This is a genomic window from Pseudoalteromonas sp. SG43-8, assembly GCF_014164245.1.
In the GTDB taxonomy this organism is placed as follows: domain Bacteria; phylum Pseudomonadota; class Gammaproteobacteria; order Enterobacterales; family Alteromonadaceae; genus Pseudoalteromonas; species Pseudoalteromonas distincta.
In genome coordinates, this window is the sequence record NZ_JACJEX010000001.1 from 1,053,128 (window position 1) to 1,071,753 (window position 18,626).

The 18,626-nt window shown below is 34.4% G+C and carries 16 protein-coding genes; 4 read left to right on the forward strand and 12 right to left on the reverse strand.

The genetic code is table 11. The features are described from left to right. Positions 1–5 precede the first annotated feature (5 nt). From H5122_RS04735 to galU, 12 genes are all read right to left on the reverse strand, one after another. The gene (locus H5122_RS04735; protein ID WP_182681424.1) at positions 6–2,213 is read right to left on the reverse strand and encodes a polysaccharide biosynthesis tyrosine autokinase; all 2,208 of its coding nucleotides are present in this window, start codon (positions 2,211–2,213) and stop codon (positions 6–8) included. A 24-nt stretch (positions 2,214–2,237) separates the two neighbouring features. Next, positions 2,238–2,756 (reverse strand): polysaccharide biosynthesis/export family protein, encoded by a 519-nt coding sequence (locus H5122_RS04740; protein ID WP_182681425.1) that lies wholly within the window; start codon positions 2,754–2,756, stop codon positions 2,238–2,240. Beyond that, entirely contained in the window at positions 2,756–3,970 is a 1,215-nt protein-coding gene (locus H5122_RS04745) for an outer membrane beta-barrel protein (RefSeq protein WP_182681426.1), read from the reverse strand. The genes H5122_RS04740 and H5122_RS04745 overlap by 1 nt, the downstream gene beginning before the upstream one ends. Next, positions 3,954–5,357, reverse strand: a complete 1,404-nt coding sequence (locus tag H5122_RS04750) for an undecaprenyl-phosphate glucose phosphotransferase (RefSeq protein WP_182712991.1) — start codon at positions 5,355–5,357, stop codon at positions 3,954–3,956. The genes H5122_RS04745 and H5122_RS04750 overlap by 17 nt, the downstream gene beginning before the upstream one ends. A 161-nt stretch (positions 5,358–5,518) precedes the next feature. After that, positions 5,519–6,400 carry an acyltransferase family protein gene (locus H5122_RS20325; protein ID WP_182682678.1) on the reverse strand — a complete coding sequence of 294 codons (882 nt, stop codon included), beginning with the start codon at positions 6,398–6,400 and terminating at the stop codon, positions 5,519–5,521. Then, positions 6,337–6,582, reverse strand: coding sequence for an acyltransferase family protein (locus tag H5122_RS04760; protein WP_182682677.1), 246 nt, complete (start codon positions 6,580–6,582; stop codon positions 6,337–6,339). Before H5122_RS04760 ends, H5122_RS20325 begins: the two co-directional genes overlap by 64 nt. Next, positions 6,579–7,628 (reverse strand): glycosyltransferase family 4 protein, encoded by a 1,050-nt coding sequence (locus tag H5122_RS04765; protein ID WP_182682676.1) that lies wholly within the window; start codon positions 7,626–7,628, stop codon positions 6,579–6,581. The genes H5122_RS04760 and H5122_RS04765 overlap by 4 nt, the downstream gene beginning before the upstream one ends. Then, positions 7,618–8,844: an O-antigen ligase family protein gene (locus H5122_RS04770; RefSeq protein ID WP_182682675.1), complete on the reverse strand. Its 1,227-nt coding sequence runs from the start codon at positions 8,842–8,844 to the stop codon at positions 7,618–7,620. Before H5122_RS04770 ends, H5122_RS04765 begins: the two co-directional genes overlap by 11 nt. Continuing rightward, positions 8,845–9,795: a glycosyltransferase gene (locus H5122_RS04775; RefSeq protein ID WP_182682674.1), complete on the reverse strand. Its 951-nt coding sequence runs from the start codon at positions 9,793–9,795 to the stop codon at positions 8,845–8,847. After that, positions 9,782–10,849, reverse strand: a complete 1,068-nt coding sequence (locus H5122_RS04780; protein WP_182682673.1) for a glycosyltransferase — start codon at positions 10,847–10,849, stop codon at positions 9,782–9,784. Before H5122_RS04780 ends, H5122_RS04775 begins: the two co-directional genes overlap by 14 nt. Then, entirely contained in the window at positions 10,837–12,087 is a 1,251-nt protein-coding gene (locus H5122_RS04785) for an oligosaccharide flippase family protein (protein ID WP_182682672.1), read from the reverse strand. The genes H5122_RS04780 and H5122_RS04785 overlap by 13 nt, the downstream gene beginning before the upstream one ends. A gap of 65 nt (positions 12,088–12,152) precedes the next feature. Then, the gene (gene galU / locus H5122_RS04790; protein ID WP_182682671.1) at positions 12,153–13,052 is read right to left on the reverse strand and encodes a UTP--glucose-1-phosphate uridylyltransferase GalU; all 900 of its coding nucleotides are present in this window, start codon (positions 13,050–13,052) and stop codon (positions 12,153–12,155) included. Positions 13,053–13,347: 295 nt separating this feature from the next. On the opposite strand from galU, the gene H5122_RS04795 reads away from it, so the two are divergent. The 4 genes from H5122_RS04795 to H5122_RS04810 all read left to right on the forward strand — a co-directional run bounded on the left by H5122_RS04795 (position 13,348) and on the right by H5122_RS04810 (position 17,981). Next, positions 13,348–14,043, forward strand: a complete 696-nt coding sequence (locus tag H5122_RS04795; protein WP_182682670.1) for a transglutaminase-like cysteine peptidase — start codon at positions 13,348–13,350, stop codon at positions 14,041–14,043. Next, positions 14,027–16,033 (forward strand): EAL domain-containing protein, encoded by a 2,007-nt coding sequence (locus tag H5122_RS04800; RefSeq protein WP_182682669.1) that lies wholly within the window; start codon positions 14,027–14,029, stop codon positions 16,031–16,033. Before H5122_RS04795 ends, H5122_RS04800 begins: the two co-directional genes overlap by 17 nt. Positions 16,034–16,054: 21 nt before the next feature. After that, the gene (locus H5122_RS04805) at positions 16,055–16,564 is read left to right on the forward strand and encodes a hypothetical protein (protein ID WP_182682668.1); all 510 of its coding nucleotides are present in this window, start codon (positions 16,055–16,057) and stop codon (positions 16,562–16,564) included. A gap of 100 nt (positions 16,565–16,664) precedes the next feature. Next, positions 16,665–17,981: an O-antigen ligase gene (locus H5122_RS04810; RefSeq protein ID WP_182682667.1), complete on the forward strand. Its 1,317-nt coding sequence runs from the start codon at positions 16,665–16,667 to the stop codon at positions 17,979–17,981. Positions 17,982–18,626 lie beyond the last annotated feature (645 nt).

Sequence of the window (18,626 nt, forward strand, 5' to 3'; positions counted from 1 at the left end):
TTTAACTATGCATTAGGTTGTTCAGGTTTTTGCGAGTAATCGTAATAATCGTAATAACCATGGCTATGCTCGTCTTTACTTTTACTCATATCTACTTGGTTAAGCACAATACCTGCAACATGGGCTTTAGATTCAAACAAACGCTCAATACCCGCCTTAATAGGCTTAATTCGCGTAATATCAGACTTAACAACATAAATTACCGAGTCTACACTCTGTGCAATAACTAAAGCGTCACTCACTGCCTGTGTAGGTGGCGTATCTATGATTATATGATCGTATTCAGCTTTCAAGCCATCAATTACTTCACTAAAGCGCGCGTTAGACAAAAGCTCTAATGGGTTACTAGGTATTTGCCCACTTGGCATTATTGCAACACCTGACTGCACATCAACATGTACACATTCACTTAACTGCTCCGTGCCTACAATTAAATTACTTAACCCCGGGTGGAATACTGGAATATCAAAGCGCTTAGCAATACTTGGTTTTCGTAAATCAGCATCAATTAGCAATACTTTACCCATTTGCGCAAGCGACATCGCTAAATTAGCAGAGGTTGTGGTTTTACCCTCACCCGGAGCACTTGATGTTACAGCGATTACTTTATGGTCACGTTCTAACTGAGTTAATAACAAGCTAGTTCTGAACGTACGTACCGATTCGGCAAAACGCCTGTAATTATCATCAAGATAGGCGTGAATCGGAAAAACACTCTTATTAGGCATTGGTACATGCGGTAATAAACCAATCATACGTTGAGCAAGCTTACTTTCAACGTCATTTTTGGTTTTAACAGTGTCGTTAAGGGCGTCAAATATAAAGCTCATTACTACTGCAAAACCAAAACTTGTGACAAATGCCAAAATAACTATTAAATTTTTATTTGGTTTCGCAGGTTTATTTGGGGCATAGGCACGATCAGTAAAGCGTGCAGCAGCCGAGCTAAAGTCGCTTGTTACTTCAGTTTCTTTAGAGCGTGATAGAAACGTATTAAATATATTGCGGTTAGTTTCTACTTCACGCTTTAGTTGGTTATATTGGGTTTCTTTACGGGTAATGTTCTGGTACTCAGCTCGTATTTTAACAAGGTCACGTTCAAGTGCACTAACAGTACGAGTTATACGGTTTAGCTCTTTTTCAATACCGGTAATAAGGCCTTTAATTTGCTTATTTAAATTACTTTTTACCGTTGCAAGCTCTGCTTTAGCTGAGATGATTTTAGGGTGCTTAGCACCATACACTTCACCTAAATCACTTAATTTTCGTTCTACTATAACAACTTCACGCTTTACGTTTTGTATAACCTGATGTGATGTAATTTCAGGCATACTACCTAAAAGTTCTAAATTATTGTTACCGTACTCACTAATAACTCGGTTAATACTCTCAAGGTTATTTTTTTCGTTACGCGCAACCACTAGCTGCTGCGATATTTGCTCTAATTCTTGTGTAACAAGCCCAGCTATACCTTCTATATCGACAAGCTGCTGTTGTTCTCTAAAATTTTGAAGTCTTACTTCTGAATCATCCAACTGCATTCGTAATTTAGAAAGGCGAGAATTCAACCAATTAGAAGCATCTTGGGTCACCCCCATTTTTGCACGCATTTGGCTTTCTATATAGACTTCACTAACAGTATTGGCTACTAAAGCTGCTAATTTAGGATCGCTCGACTCAAAGCTTACTCTCACTAATTGAGTTTTGCGAATAGGTGTAACCCATAGTTTTGATTTGAAAGTAGCCAACAAGCCTAACATATCCCTTTCAGCTATTTCTTCGGCAGTATAAGAGTTAGTCTCTTTCTTATTTAAAAAAGGAAATATAGATTTTATTGCATCTTTAAATTCTGTTAACACAGTAGATTTAGGAGCAAAATCTATATGTTTATTTAAATCGAGTTTTGTTATCACCTCTCGAGCAATACTGTCAGATTTTATAACTTCAAACTGAGTTAAATAGTATTCCTCTTTTGCAGAACTTAAGCCATAAACCTCGTCAAAACTGATCGCTTGAGTTTGCTCAGCTTCAATAAGTAAAGTAGCCGTTGCAATATATTTGGGCACTAACGTAAGCGTAACCATAATAGCTAATAGCGTAACAACTATTGCAAAACCTATAATACGCCACTTGATGCGCATAAAAATATTAAAGTAATAGGTAAAATCTACACTCTTATCTTGAGATAGACTATTTTCATCTTGTGTTATCATTTAATTACTGCCTTGTAAACTGCTTTAAAACAAGCGCTGTTCAATTTTTATAGTATCGCCCGCTGCAATTTGGCTATTTAAATTACCTTTTTGTTGCTGCTGCTTAGTCTGCTCTTTAAATATGTATATTTTGTCAATCGAGGCACGCTCAGTTAATCCACCTGCTAATGCAATAGCTTGGTTAACTGTCATAGCAGGTTGATACGGGTAAGCACCAGGGATTTTTACTTCACCATGAATATAAAATGGCCTATATTCGATTACTTGGACATAAACATTTGGGTTTACTAAATAGTCAGGACGCAAACCTTCAACTATGACCTCTTCAACTTCAGAAGTAGATAACCCTGCAAGTTTAATTTTCCCTAAAAACGGATAATTAACCTCACCACTATTACCTAAAAGTGCAGTCACCTCTAAATCAGGCTGGCCAAAAACTTTTATTTCAACCTTGTCACCTGCACCTAAAACATAGTTATGTGCAGATTGTGCAACACTAACAACGCTAATAGAAAGAAGTACTAAACTAAATATAAACTTCATTAATTAGCCTTTAAAGCAAAAGTAAAATTAACACCAACAATTACGCGATCAAACTCTATTGCGCTTTGAGTAGAATCTTTATCTATAAAATCGACGTAAGTAGATACCATACCGAACTTACTCGCAACGTAGTTTAAACCTAAACGCGCACTTTTAGATTTGTCTTTTCGACCTACATCACCAGTGTATTGCTCGTTAGTGTAAGTAGCACCAACAAGCGAGCTTAAATAATCGCTCCAGTTATGAGTCCAATTAACACCATAAGTGCTTTCTTTAATGTAATCGCCTTGCACTAATGGGTCTTTAGCTGCGCGGCTTGTTGTAAATAGCACGGTAGAATAACTAAGTGGCTGCCAGTTTACACCCGCCTCCCAGCTTAAACCGCTAAAATTCTGGCGCTCATTAGCGCTAAAGTCTTTATTTTGATAACCTAATTTAAATGAGCCTGAAGTAACCGCTGTTGCTTCCCACTCCATACCTAATAATACTTTTACGTCGTCTGAATCTCGTGACATACCACTATTGGCTAAAAAATCATAACGATAGTTCTCTTGCTTAACCTCTAAAAATGTTCGGGTAGATGCTCGAGTATTATAGTAGCCAGTTACGCCAATTAACGATTTATCATAGTCACGGTATTGCGATACTTCTCTAAAGTTTTGATATTTTTTACTAAAAAAACCGGCGCTTAAAGCAACTTGAGCTTTTGAGCTTTGTGCACCGTATACGTAGCGCACTAAAACATTTTGTTGCTGGTATTTAACTAACTCATTTACTGCATCACCCAAGCCTTCTGTTAAACCACTACCACGTGGCTCGTATAGCCAATCTGCATCACCGTTAATATCTAAACGATGTTGACTAGTAAATTCTTTATGTACACCAGCACCAATATTAACTTGGGTAAAATTATCGGCAGTATCTTTATTATGTAGAGAGCTGCTAGTTCCTAAGTCTAAGCTATAACTATCAGGGCCATCGTCAATCGCAGCTTTTATATTAGGAGTAATAGTCCAGATTAAACGCGACTCTTCATTATCAGGTGTGCTAAAAAAGTTATTGTTACTACTAAGCCCAGTTTGTAAAGTCGGCGTAATTTCGGCACCATCTTTAGACATAAAACTACCTGGTTTTAAATTAGCGGCTGCGGGAGCTGTAATCCCAACACTTAACATGGCAAAAATAGGGGCTAGTGTTTTAGTATGCATTTGCATTCTTAAATCCTTTAAAAATTGTCATAAAAATAATTTTCACATCAAACCACAGTGACCAATGTTTAATATAATGTAAGTCAAATTCTACACGTTTTTCCATTTTATCAAGAGTATCGGTTTCACCGCGCCACCCATTAATTTGCGCCCAACCTGTAATACCTGGCTTTGCTTTATGACGCAACATGTAAAACTCTACCTTTTTACGGTATTCCTCATTATGGGCTACAGCGTGCGGGCGTGGACCTACAATAGACATATCACCCTTTAAAACATTTATGAATTGCGGCAATTCGTCAAGGCTTGTACGGCGTAAAAAACCACCTAAAGGTGTAATGCGCGCATCATTTTTTGTGGCTTGTGTTACTACAGCACTGTTTTCGGTAACAGTCATTGAACGGAATTTCCAAACCTTAATTTTACGGCCATCTAATCCATACCTATCTTGTTTAAAAATTACAGGGCCTTTAGAAGTAAATTTAACAGCAAATGTAATGGCAATTAAAATAGGCGATATTAGCATTAAAATAATGGAGGCTACTATTATATCTTCAGTTCGTTTTATAAACTCACGGGCACCTATAAATGGTGACTCAAACACACTTAATGTATCAACATCACCCACATGCTCAATACGGGCGTGTATTAAATTAGACATTAAAAAATCAGGTATAATATGTACATCAACAGTGGTGTCACCAAGCTGCAATAAAATATCAGCGATACGCTTATCTGCTTTCATAGGGAGAGCAATATATAAAACGCCTATTTCCCCATTTCGAGCAGAATTTACAGCATCTTGTATTTTACCGGTCACATCATGTTTTGTTGAGTTTTGAAATAAGCGCTCAGGCTTACGATCGTCAAAAAAACCTAAAAACTTAAAACCTAACTCATCGTTTTTAGTAATCTCATCATATAAATAGACAGCAGATTCGGTTGCACCAACAATCGCAACGTTACGTAAATTCAAGCCCATTCTACGACGCTGCTTTTTGTACATGTGAACTATAAAACGCCAAGCATAAAGATATATGATGCTTAGTAAAAACCATAACCCTATTCCTATGCGAGATAAATTTTCAGAAAATTTAAATACAAAAGAGACTAGTACTAAAAGGGCAAAGGCCGTTAGCAAGCTAGCCCAAGCACATAGGACCATAGTTCTAAATTTTCCCGCTCGCCATGAACGGTAAGTAGAAAATAGTTCTGCGCTATATAGGTAACTCAATGCAATACCAAGTACTGCAACCATATAATATGGGCTTGATTCAAATGAGTAAAATAACGCAGAAGATTGAAATGCTAAAAACAAGGCAAAAATATCAAATAAACGATAAAAACTAGCGTCTGAAGAGCTGGTGGGCTTAAACGTCCTTGAAGATGTCATGATTTAATAGTCCCTTTTATAGTTTTAAGCAGTAAATATTCAAAAAAAATTAAAATGTATACTACCTTACGTCACTTATCAATTCAATATAACTTTAGAGGAAGTACAGTTAAATTCTAGCATAAATTAGGGATAACTATAGAACTTAATTTATAAATCAATTAAGTTCTGTTAATTTTATAAACCCCGTTGAATAATAACGACATTACTTTATAAAACCTAACAATGTAACGATGAAAAAGATATGAAATTACCAAAACCATAAAAACTAGCAGCACATATTCTAAATAAATATTTAAAGCTAGATCTGAAAATATAAAGGCATAAATAAGCACGATCAACGGCTGGTGTAGTAAATATATAGTGTAACTCGAATCTGAAATTTCTTTTATCAATGAGCCTTTTTTAGTACCCAACTTATAAAAAAGTGCAATCATTGCTAGTACCAAACTTCCGTGGGAGAGTCTTTCAAATACTTTACTCACCAAAGTTGAGTCTATTTCAAGTTTAGCTATTAAGAAGATTAATAAGTAAATAAGTATGGAGATAAAAAAAACTTTATAATTTAAAATATTAAGAAAAGTCATTTTCCAAGTGCAACAGAGACAACCTAATAGAAAGTAAGGAAAATAACCAAATAGCGAATGAAATGCAATAAATATATACTCATTAGAAACTGTGTACTTAGAAACAGCTAGTAACAGAATTGAAGCTACAGGAGCAAAAACAATAAAAATCGAACAAAGCTGAATCTCACTAACCCCTTTCAAAGCAGAGATATACTTACAGAATAGCTGTACAAGTAGAAAGTAAATTATTAGATTGCCTAAAAACCATAAATGACCCAACCACTTTCCATATAGATAATAATTCACATCAAAATAATCAAAAGAAAAGTTATAACTGTAAATATTCATTAGGTAATTAATAGTCAAACCACAAAAAAACAAAGGGATTAATGCTCTTTTTATCCTATCTCCTAAAAAACTATCTTTTCCTTTTTTATATATGTAAATATAAAAAAACCAGCAATTACATAGAATGCCTCCATTCTAAAATCATGGATAAATAAAGATATAATTGAAAAGAATTCCGAAGTATCATTTGAGCCCACACGCCAATCCTGTTCAACCTTATATATGAGGGCAACATGGTAAAAGACACCTAGCACCATAAATATTGCTCTACAAAAATCTAAACCATGAAGTCGTTCTAATTTATTCATTTTAATTCCATTTTATATAATGTAATCAACTCTTCTGACATCCTATCAATCATGTAATTGTCTCTGAATACTTTTCTGGCTTTACATCCGAGCTCTTGAATTTGATGTTTATTATAAGAGTCAAAGCCTTGTAAAACTTCAATCAACTCTTCTTCACTAGTAAATTCAGAGCCCTCGGCAAGTGTCGTTAGATACTTCAGCCCCCCTGCACCAGAAGTGAAAATTGTCCTAGATGCAGACATAGCTTCAATTGCTACTAAACCAAACCCCTCCCATCGTGAAGGTATAATAACTGCCGACGACTCCAAATAAATTTTGTGTAAATCATCTCCAGAAAGCCAACCCAAAAATGTAACATTTGGGTACTCATATATATTTATATCTTCTCCGTGCACTGCACCACCAACGACTATAAGTTCATAATTCACATTAACTTTTTTAAATGCATTAAGTAATATATCTATGCCTTTTTGATGATCAAATCGCCCTACAAAAAGTAACTTCTTCTTTTGGGGTTCTATATATTCATTACCAAAATTATCTGTAATCGCATTTTCTATTAAAACTGTTTTATTTGATGGAGTTACTTTAATAGAGAAATCATAATGGGAGATACAAACTATTTTTTCACATAAAAAAGAGAGTAAGTACTCTATAGTTTTATACAAACATTTCGTAATCTTTTTTTTATCCATACTATAAGCCCAACCATGCGAGCAATAGATAATAGGAACACTACGGGTAAAAGCCTTAGTCAACCTGCAGACTAAACCAGAGAATGTACCATGAAGGTGAATAACATCAATATTAAGCTTTTTTACTAATTTCACATACATTCTAGCTAATTTAAATAAACCTAAGATACTCCGAGGGCCTCTGTCATAATGATAGACCTTACTTTTTTCTAACCAAGGCACATCTTCTTTAACTAGCAAATATGATTCTATGCCTTTCTCATTCAAAGACAAAATCAAACTCTTTAGATATGTTTCAACACCACCTTTTAAAGCCTCAGCTACATGTAATATTTTTAGTTTATTTTTCATACTTATTTACCCTACTAGTGACTGATTTATATAAAAATGCTAAAACAAGCGGAACAATGAACCGACCATCTATTGGTAAGTAAAAGGTGACTGACATTAAAATGAACAAGAAGACTACTAAAAAATAAAAGTCAAACTCTTTGAGCTTGCTGATATACCACTTAACCACATTATATAAATAATAAAGAAATATAACTCCAAAATATATTAGCCAATCAAAAATGAAGCTTTTAGTAGAAACCCCTTTTACAGCGCCAAAATACAAATATGTTGTTACTTCCTTATAATCAAATACGTTTGGCATCAGCATTTCAATACTTTGAATTACTTCTTTACCATTTTCATATATCGATGGTAAATAACCAAAGAAACCCACCCCGAATGGATGTTCTAATAAAGAAAAAATAGAAACTAGGATCATTGTGGTTCGAGTTGCAGAACTATTATATTTTTCGATATCTGTAGCAAATGCAGGCAATAAAACTTCTAAGTAAAGTATTGGGCTGAGAGCTAAAAATGAAAACAGCAATAAAGTTTTAGTAGATTGGACTGTTTTCTTATGCAATAAAATTGCAATAAAAAATGCTAAAGAAAAAGTAATTAACCCACCTTTGGATGTTGTTAAAAATATAGCTATACAAATAATCACAAAAGATAAAAGCCTGTTTAGTGCGAAATACTTAGCTAAAAATATTCCAGCAATACCTACTTGAAAACCAAAAGTACTTGCCTCTAGCGTAAAGCCACGCATTCGATGTGGGGAAAGCGCATAACTACCTTGGAAAAAAGAAGCTGCATTAAAAACATTTGGTAATAAAAGGTTAAAAATATATATAATTAAAATACTCAAAGAAAAAACAAGTAAAGCCTTTTCTAAGTTTTTCTCTGTGAATGAACAAAAGAATATAAAAAAGATCATTGTTGGGAGAGCTAGTAAAGTAAAGCGCAGACCTCTGTCTACCAGAAAATAAATTCTTAAATTGTCATAATAATTAAATATTAAAAGAATTAATGAATAAATAAGAGAAATAAAAAATATATAACAAATCTGTTTCTCAATTTCACCTAGCTTTTTTGAACTCATCATTAAATAACTTATCACTAAGGGCAAAAGCAACATAGCAAGTGATGCAGTAAAAACCCCCGCATATTTTGATAATGAAGTATTTTCGAATATGAGAAAAACACTTACAGCATATAATAATTTAATTCCCATTTAATTTATTAACCTTTTAATTCTCACCAATAAGCTGGTTGGCAAGTGAGAAAAAAACCTTACAAACAAACAAAAAATATAATATTTATCTGTATTTAAAAAATAAGGAAAGCTAATTTTCCTAGAGTATTGTATAAAAGCTATTAGCACATTTTCGTCATATTTTTTAGCTTTAAAAGCTCTAACTAAAGAATGGCACGCGCATGTAAAAACAAAGTAGTTTAATGACTTGCATTGTTCTTTTGAAACTTCTATTTTTTTTATTAGGTCAAAAGTATGGAGCTGATTTAACATTTTCTTATCAAAACTTTGATTTATAGCTCCATTTACATTATCAATATAATGGTAAAATACTTTTTCTGTCACTGTAACTTTTTTTGCTTTATTTATTGCTGTTAGGATAAAGAAAACATCTTCACTGTATTTTAAGTTTTCGTTATATTGTAATATGTTTTTTTCTAGGTAATTTTTTTTATACACCATTGCACAATTATGAAATAGCACCTTTTTATTTAATACCATTTCAAGTATTACATCTGAGGGCACTTCTGCAATATTTTTGTTAACTTTTTTCACTACCTTTTCATTATCTATATAGTGGTGAGAAAATACATATACATCAGACTTGTTATTAATTACCGCGTCATATATCAAACTTAAAGTACTGTTTACTATAGTATCATCACAATCAATGAATATAACATAATCACCACCAGCTTTTAATAGACCGTAATTCCTTGCACTTGAGACACCTCCGTTGGCTTTTTTGTATAAAAAGTGATTGTGTTCTAGTACATCATCAAAATCGGTATCAGATCCATCATCAATAATTATAACTTCAAACTCTACTTCAGATTGATTATCAAGATTTTTGAAATCCTCAATCAACCTTCTTAACTTATCAAAGCCATTATAACAAGGAACTATAAAGCTTAACTTAAAGTGATGCATCTAAGAGTAGACCCCATTTATTGTTAACTAATGCCTCATCAGTCTCACTAGCAAGCCCTAGAGAGTTTTCGGAAAATACACCATAAGCTTCTTTTGAATACGTTATCTCTAAGACCTTTTCCATAAATAATTTTTTATCCCCCTTTGGTATTAAGAATCCATTGCCTCCATTTTTAACAATGTAAGATGCTGCATCAAAAGTATTATAAAGAACTATTGGTAAACCTTGACTTCTTGCCTCAATCAAAGTCTGACCAAAGCCTTCATAGTTTGATGTCATTAGAAAAATTGAATATTTTTTTAAAACATCTTCGATCTTTGTTGCTGCTCCACAAAATTTTACCCTAGGAACATTATCAACTAAGCTTTTAATTAGGCTTATTTCTTCTTCCTCACCCTCGCCATATATATCTAAAGTATATGTTTCTGGTAAGCTGTTAACGATTTCAATCATTTCCGAAATATTTTTTTGCTTTTCATCTAGCCTTGTTATTGTAACGAGCTTATTGCTAAATGCAGGAGATTCAATTGCTTTTTCAACTCTGCATCCTCTAGGTATGATTTCTATTTTATTTTCTAACTTAGGATATATACTTTTTAATTTAACTTTATCTTTTTCAGTATAAACTGTAAAAAAATCTATAAAACTTGAGTATAGTAAAACTGCAATCTTACCCAATGAAGTTAGAAATATATCGAATCTATTTGTTTGAACGACTATGATTTTATTATTTTTAAGCACGGAAATTGGTACTGATAATAGATCAGACATATGAAATATAAATATTATATTATTTTTAGGATTTAATTTTAATAGCTCTTTGTAAAGATTAACGCGAGTTAAAATTTTTCCAACCTTACCTTGCCCACTTCCATACTCTATGAATTTAGCATGCTGGCTGACATTATGTATTTCCTTTGAAGATCCCCATTTATGTAACTCTAGAAAATCCCAGCCCCTATGAGTGCCAATGCTATGAAAGCTTCTTATTAATGACTCAACACCACCAGGACAGGTCGATTTAAAAGAATTAATTGTAATTATACGTGACATTTTTCTTTCTCTAATTTATTTTTTTCATAATAAAAACGTCCTTGTCTCAATAACAAGTACAAGCAAATAACACTAACAATAAAGAATGATATTGCTACTAAGTAAAGCCCAATCTGTATACTACTTTTTAAATAGCCTATCGAAAAAGAAATAAAAATTAATATAAAAGTAGTTATATTAACAAATGCATTTTTCCCCGACTCTTCTAACGCGTAAAAAAAACCACCGCTCAGACTAAAAAAACATTGAAAAGCAATAGAGTATGAGAGAATTTTTACAATAAAATCTATTTGACTCCATCCTTCACCCAAGATTGAATTGACTATGAAATTAGTATACAAACTAAAAATAACAGATAAAGTTGAGCCAGCTAGAAGACATAACAACCAGGTAATAACAATGATTTTTCTAAAAAACAAATAATTGTCAACAGTTCTCATAATTGGTTGAAGTGCAGGTTGTAGAGAAAAGGATAAAAGCATTACAGGGTACTTTACAAGCTGATAAGCTCGATCATATAACCCTAACATCGCAATACCAAACAGTTTACCTACAATAAAGTTATCGCCTTGCCTAACTAAAAATGAAGCCAAATTACTGATAACTACACCACGATTAAACTTTTCAATCTTTGGGATTTCTATGCTTAATTTAAAGGTTAGTTTTGAGCCTATACTTCTAAAATATATAGTAATTAGCGCGGCCCTGAATATAGAGAAAACAAGTACTTTTAATACCAAAACTTCAACTGTTGGGTCATAAAAATAAATGACCCCAATAGTAATTGCTAAGCCTATTAACTCTGCAATAGTTTCTGAGATTGCTACTGACTTAAATAAAAACCGTTTATTTAAGTCACCTAAACAAACAGAAGTTATTCCAAATAACAACACAATTGATGAAACTGCTATATAAGTAAATAGTGTAAGTTTAATATTAAAAGATATACCTAGCAAAAACAGAAACAAAGGCGCTAAGGCTGAAACTAAAATTGACATTGTAGACGAAAAGTCAAATAAACTCTGATATGAACTATCTTTTTTATTGATTACACTTTGTGTTACACCAAACTCAGCTAGCATCATTAGGAGAAAGCAAATCCCATTTATTAACGCGAAAACACCGAAAACCTCCACAGGTACCAATCGAGAAAGTACAAGTAAGCTTAGCATCTGAACTAAAAATACTGACAACCTTGAAATTACACTTGAAAATAGCTTGTTTATAATATTTTTCATGAAAACCAATGCAAAAGAGGTAAGCAATTAATTTCACTTACCTAATAATTAAGTATTTATAGAACTTATAAAAACTCTTTAAATAATTTTTTTGACTCTTTTCTAAACTCTTCACCCATGCTACTCGATTGCATTGCATACTCTACATTGGCAAGCATATAACCTAATTTAGAACCACAATCATGAGATTTACCTTTTAGATGGTAGGCTTCAAGCGTTTCTAGGTGGCGTAATTGTAATAAAGCATCAGTAAGTTGTATTTCGCCGCCTGCGCCTGGTGGGGTGTATTCTAGTAAATCCCAAATTGCTGTAGATACAACATAACGTCCTGTAATAGCTAAATTACTCGGTGCTTCATCGTTATTTGGTTTTTCGACCATGTTTTTAATTGCAGCATTTTCGCCGGCATTTATTTTTTTACCGGCTATATCAACTACACCATATTGATGCACTTGCTCTTGAGGTACTGGCTCTACCATAACTTGGTTGTAGCCCGTTTTGTCGAATCGGTCGATCATTTGGCTTAAGTTGTCGGTTTTTGAATTTGATTTGTATTTATCAATAATTACGTCGGGTAGCATTACTGCAAATGGGTTATTACCAACAATTGGGCGCGCTGCTAAAACAGCATGGCCTAAGCCTAGTGGTGCCGATTGGCGAACAGAAATTACCGTTACATCTTTTGGCACTATTGAGCGAACCTCTTCTAGCAGGCTACGCTTTACGCGCGCTTCTAGTGTGGCTTCTAGCTCAAAGCTTGTATCAAAGTGGTTTTCAATTGAGTTTTTTGAAGCATGTGTAACAAGCACAATTTCTTTAATGCCAGCTGCTACAGCTTCGTTAACTACGTATTGAATTAAAGGCTTATCTACCAGAGGAAGCATTTCTTTAGGGATGGCTTTTGTGGCTGGCAACATACGCGTACCAAGGCCAGCTACAGGTAATACTGCTTTTAAAACTTTCACTTTAATTCCTTTCATTATTTTTGTTAAACAACAAAAAAAGGAACTGCTAAGCTAAAATTCCTTTTTGAGCGTTTCACATGCCGTGTGAGCTTGCTATTATACACAACACAATAATGCACTCAATAATTAAAGAGTACTTTTTGATTGTTTTTTTGTTAATTTTATGTTGCACCAAAAACTGACAGTATTGCACCAACTTAGTGCCTAATGCTTTTTGATGACCTACCCTTTTAAAGCTACCAATACTATACTAGGCTTGTTTAGCTATTAGGGAACACAAACTTAAGGAACATTTGTGCGTTTAGGGTTTTACATTTTATTATTAGTGTCTTTTTTTGTATGCGCACAAAATACGCTTTTGTATTTACGCAATAGCGATATAATTGCGCGCGCTCAAAAACAATATGGTAATGAAGGGCATAAACGCATTAAAAACTGGCTCAGTTTTATAGATGAATCGGCTGACAAAAGTGAATGGCAAAAAATCCATTTGGTGAATGATTTTTTTAATAAGCACATTAAATACAAAACCGATGATGAGCTTTGGCACCAAAAAGATTATTGGGCCACCCCACTTGAGAGTTTAGGTGTTGGTATGGGTGATTGTGAAGACTACGTAATTGCCAAATACTTTACGTTAATAGCACTGGGCGTACCCGAAGATAAAGTACGTTTAATGTATGTACGTCAAAAAACAGTTAATCAACCTCATATGGTACTTATTTATATTGAAACTCCTAATCAAATCCCCTTTGTTTTAGGCAATTTTAACACTAAACTACTACCCGCTAATAAGCGCCCTGACTTAACACCTATCTATAGTTTTAATGGCCAAGGTTTATGGTTAGCCAAATCAAAAGGCTTAGGTAATAAAGTAAAAAATAGCCGTGGTGTTTCTGCCTGGAACACCATGTTAGAGCGAATTGAACAAGGTGAGCTTGCGCCCGCCAAAAGTGATAAAGGAACACCGAGTTATGTCTCGACTTTTTAAAAATGGATTAAGTTTAAAAACCCAAGTATATGGCCTTATTATATTGATTTCGGTACTTTCTTTTTTTGTACGCGTAATTACTGACGTTGATACCACTCGCCAATACTTACAAACGCAAATGGGTAGCCACGCGCAAGATACAGCAACAAGCTTAGGGCTTTCTATATCGCCTTACCTTGAAGAAGACAGTTTAATGATTGCCCAAACCATGGCAACCGCTATTTTCGACTCCGGTTATTACAAACAAATAAAATTTACTAACGCCGATAATAAAATAGTTTTTGACCTAACAAGCCCAAAACGCGTTGAATCTGTGCCTAATTGGTTTATTACAGCAGTAAAGCTTAAAGCCCCTACTATGCAATCAGAATTAAACAATGGGTGGATTATAGCTGGAGTGCTTGAAGTAACAAGCCATGTTGGGCAATCGTATTTAACGCTATGGGAACATACTAAACGCAGCTTTTATGGTTCTTTATTTTTATTAGTAGCGTCGCTTGCAGTGGCATATTTAATACTACGTGCAGTGTTTAAACCTTTAAAAGCAGTAGAAAACCAAGCACACTTGGTTACGCGTAAACGCTTTACATTAAACGACGAAATACCAGTTGCACGTGAGCTACGTACTGTAACTAGAGCCATTAATAATATGGTAATGAACTTACAAAGCACCTTTGACTCTTTAACAAAGCAAACACAAGCACTTACCGATGAAGTATATGTAGACTCACTTACAGGGCTGGGTAATCGCCGTTCGTTTGAGAACCACTTTAACTCAGTGGTTGACGCCATTACTAGCGACACTCCAATCACTGCAATGATGGTCACTCTCCCCTCACTTACTAATATTAACCAAACTGTAAGTTACCAAGATGGTGACGAGCACGTACATGATGTAAGCGTTACTTTGCAAAATGTGTTTGGTGCTTTAACTAATTCTAAAATATTTAGACTTAACGGTAGTACTTTTATTGCTTTAGTCCCATTCGATATACAATTTTTAAATAGAACGCGCCTCGATATAAATGATGCTTTTAGTAAAAAGAAAAACAGCTTACACGTGAATGGTTTTGCTAACTTAGCGTTAGTAAATGTTGATAAAGGCTCATCTATCGGGGGTGTACTTTCAGCCCTTGATACCGGCTGCACCATTGGTGATACAGCGATTAATAATAAAGTAGATAAAGATACCCTTTTTAGTGTTAAAGAGTGGCGTTCGCTTATTCAGTCAATTATTGCTACTGGTGAAGTTAGTTTTTCGGTGCAGCCAGTTAAACGCACTAACTCACAAAACAAGCAGTGCTACTTTGAGGTGTTTGCTCATTTTACGCATGAAGGCGAAAAGGTTAATAATGGCCATTTATTTGCTATGGCCGAAAAGCTTAACTTAACCGAAGAGTTAGACAAAAAAATAATTCGTAACTTTGTAAACGTTAAAGAGCAACACCCAGACGATACATTTGCGTTAAATATTAGTAAGGCTTCGTTGTATTCAACTGACTTTATTGAATGGCTTACTCTTTATGCACACACTAAACCAATTATTAAAACAAATTTGATTTTTGAATTGCATGAAATTAGCTTACTTTACAACGTACATGTTGCCTCTTTACATATAGATACAATAAAAGATATTGGCATAAATGTGTGTGTTGAACACTTTGGTACTAGTTTAACCTCGTTTAGATATTTACAAGGGTTAGACATTGAATATATAAAAATAGATGGTAGCTATATTCAAGATTTATTAGATAACACCCAAAGCCAATTTTTTATTCAAACAGTTAATAATATTTGTCATGGCTTTGGTATTAAAGTTTTAGCTTGTTTGATTGAAAAACCTGAAACTTTAAAGGTACTTGAAAGTTTAGGTTGCGATGGCGTGCAGGGTAATTTAATAATGCCGCCAACCAAAATAATAAAAACTAGTGATAACGGCGTAAATAAAGAGTTTACTTTTTGCACCGATGCGCTAAAATTTTGTAATTAATACTCGACCAAGGGACAAGAGATGAAATCATTTATATTAGCCAGCTTAATAGCAGGTGCATCTTCACTTACAGTTTTACCAATTTATGCACAAACGGATACTGATGCAGTAGTACAAACTGAAGGCATGACTAATTTAGTCGACGTTTTAAATAGCGCATCTGCTGAAACAGCTCCAGATCAGCTAAAGGCAGACTTAGTAGCAGCTATTAACGGCGTTTGTACAAATTGTACTGCTGCTCAAGTTGATTCTATGATGAATGTAGTTGTTGATGCTGTGGGTGCCGATAGCCCACTTATTGCTGATTTTTTAGCTGGGCTTGTAGCTGCTGGCGTTGACAGCGATACTGTTACACTTGCTGCTATTACAGCTGGTGTTGATGCCACTGTTGCCTCTGAAGCAACAGCAGCTGGCCCAGGAGGCGCACCAGCTCCTTCTGCTCCGGTAATTGTTACTTTACCAACAACTGCAGTACCGCAAGGTGCAGGCGGCACTGGTGGTGATGCAGGTATATCTGAAGTCGGTAACTAACCGTTAATAAAATAATAAAAACGCAGCCTTTTGGCTGCGTTTTACTTTATATGGCTTATTTTTTTAGCCCTTCTTTTAGGCTCTTAGTTTAGAGAACCCTGTGAATCGTTTTATATTTTTTTTACTCTGTGCAATTTTATTTTTGCTGCCCTTACCATTAGGTAGTTACCGCCCTTGGGCAATTTTAGCAATGGGGATATTAATTAGTGCTACCTTTTTCATCCATTTAGTTTTCAGCAGTATTAATAACAAGCACCATTTATACCCTCCGTTATATTCTTGGCCCTTATTTACTGTACTCGGTATAGTTGCGGGCGTATGCGCAGTACAAATATTTACCGTAAGTGTTGACCCGTTTCAAACTAAACAAATGCTTATTAAAACAAGTTTTATGATTTTATTTTGTTGGCTATTATTTATTTATTGCAATACTGAAAAGCGTATTAAAAATTTAATATATGCAATTATAAGTGCCGGCGTGTTTCAGGCTTTATATGCCACTTATTTAAATTTATCGCCTGATATTATTAGCCCATTATTTGGTTATAAGCATACCGAGCGTGCTATTGGTACGTTTACTTACTCTAACTTTTTGGCTAACTTTTTAGCTTTATGTTTATGTTTGGGTACTGGTGTTTTAGTTAGTGAATTAAAGCGCTCTACTAGCGATTACAAACAAACATTAAAACAAACGCTTCGGGCGTGGACTGAAATACTTTTAAGCTCAAAAATAATTTTACGTATTTCGTTAATTATTATTATTGTTGCGTTAATTTTAACCCGTAGCCGTATGGGTAACTCTGCATTTTTTATTGCATTAATGGTTGTTAGCTTACTCACGTTTTTTATTTACAGGCAAAAACCTAAAGCGTTTAAACTACTTATCGTTAGTTTTTTTATAATCGATTTAATTATTATCGGCGCTATATTTGATGTAGAAAAAGTTAAACAGCGTATAAGCGAAACCAGTATTTCATCAGAAACCCGTGACGAAGTTGTACGTGATTCAATACCCCTCATTTTAGATAAGCCTTTGTTGGGCTCTGGTGGTGGTACATTTTATACTGCGTTTCCGGCGTATCAATCTGAGCCTTATTCAGGTTACTACGATAACGCCCATAACGATTACGTACAGTTTGCAGTAGAGCTGGGTATACCCACTACAGCCGCACTGGGCTCACTTATACTTTATTGTTTATGGTTATGTATAGCGACTATGCGAAATCGTAAAACAGCGTTGTTTCAGGGCGTTGCTTTTGGCTGCGCTATTGCAATTATAGATATGCTGCTGCATTCATTGGTAGATTACTCTTTACAAGCAGGTGCAAACTCAATGTTGTTTATGACTATTTTATGTTTGGCAATATTGAGTAGTAAGTTACCTGCGTCTAAACGAAGCCGAAAAGAGCATGGTTAAATACAAAGCCAAGTAATTAGCTAATATAGACTGATTAGAAGCTGCGCTTCTCACGCGAGCAAGCTCAGCGTCTACCGCAAGGTTAAATTTACGGTTAACTTGTTGGCGTGACAAGCAAAGCCTTTAATAAGTAATTTATGCACTAAGAGGTTAAGAGGCGCTACGCTTTTAGAGGAAGTAATAAAACCGAAACTATATCCTGATTGGCATTCTGTCTTCTCATTTACTCCACTTTCGCTTCTCTTTGTGCAAATAGATCTTTAGCTGGTTTTTATAAATAAATTGAATAATTTTAAGCATTGCTTTGTAACAGCAGCGCCTGTAATTAGTGATTTTTTCACTAAGAGGTTAAGAGGCGCAACGCTTTTAGAGGAAGTAATAAAACCGAAACTATATCCTGATTGGCATTCTGTTTTCTCATTTACTTCTCTTTCATTTCTCTTTGTGCAAATAGATCTTTAGCTGGTTTTTACTGTAACAGCAGCGCATGTAATTAGTGACTTTTTCACTAAGAGGTTAAGAGGCGCTGCGCTTTTAGAGAAGGAAATAAACACCGAAACTGTATTCTGATTGGTATTGTGTCTTCTCATTTACTCCTCTTTCGTTTCTCTTTGTGCAAATAGATCTTTAATTTATTTAATTATT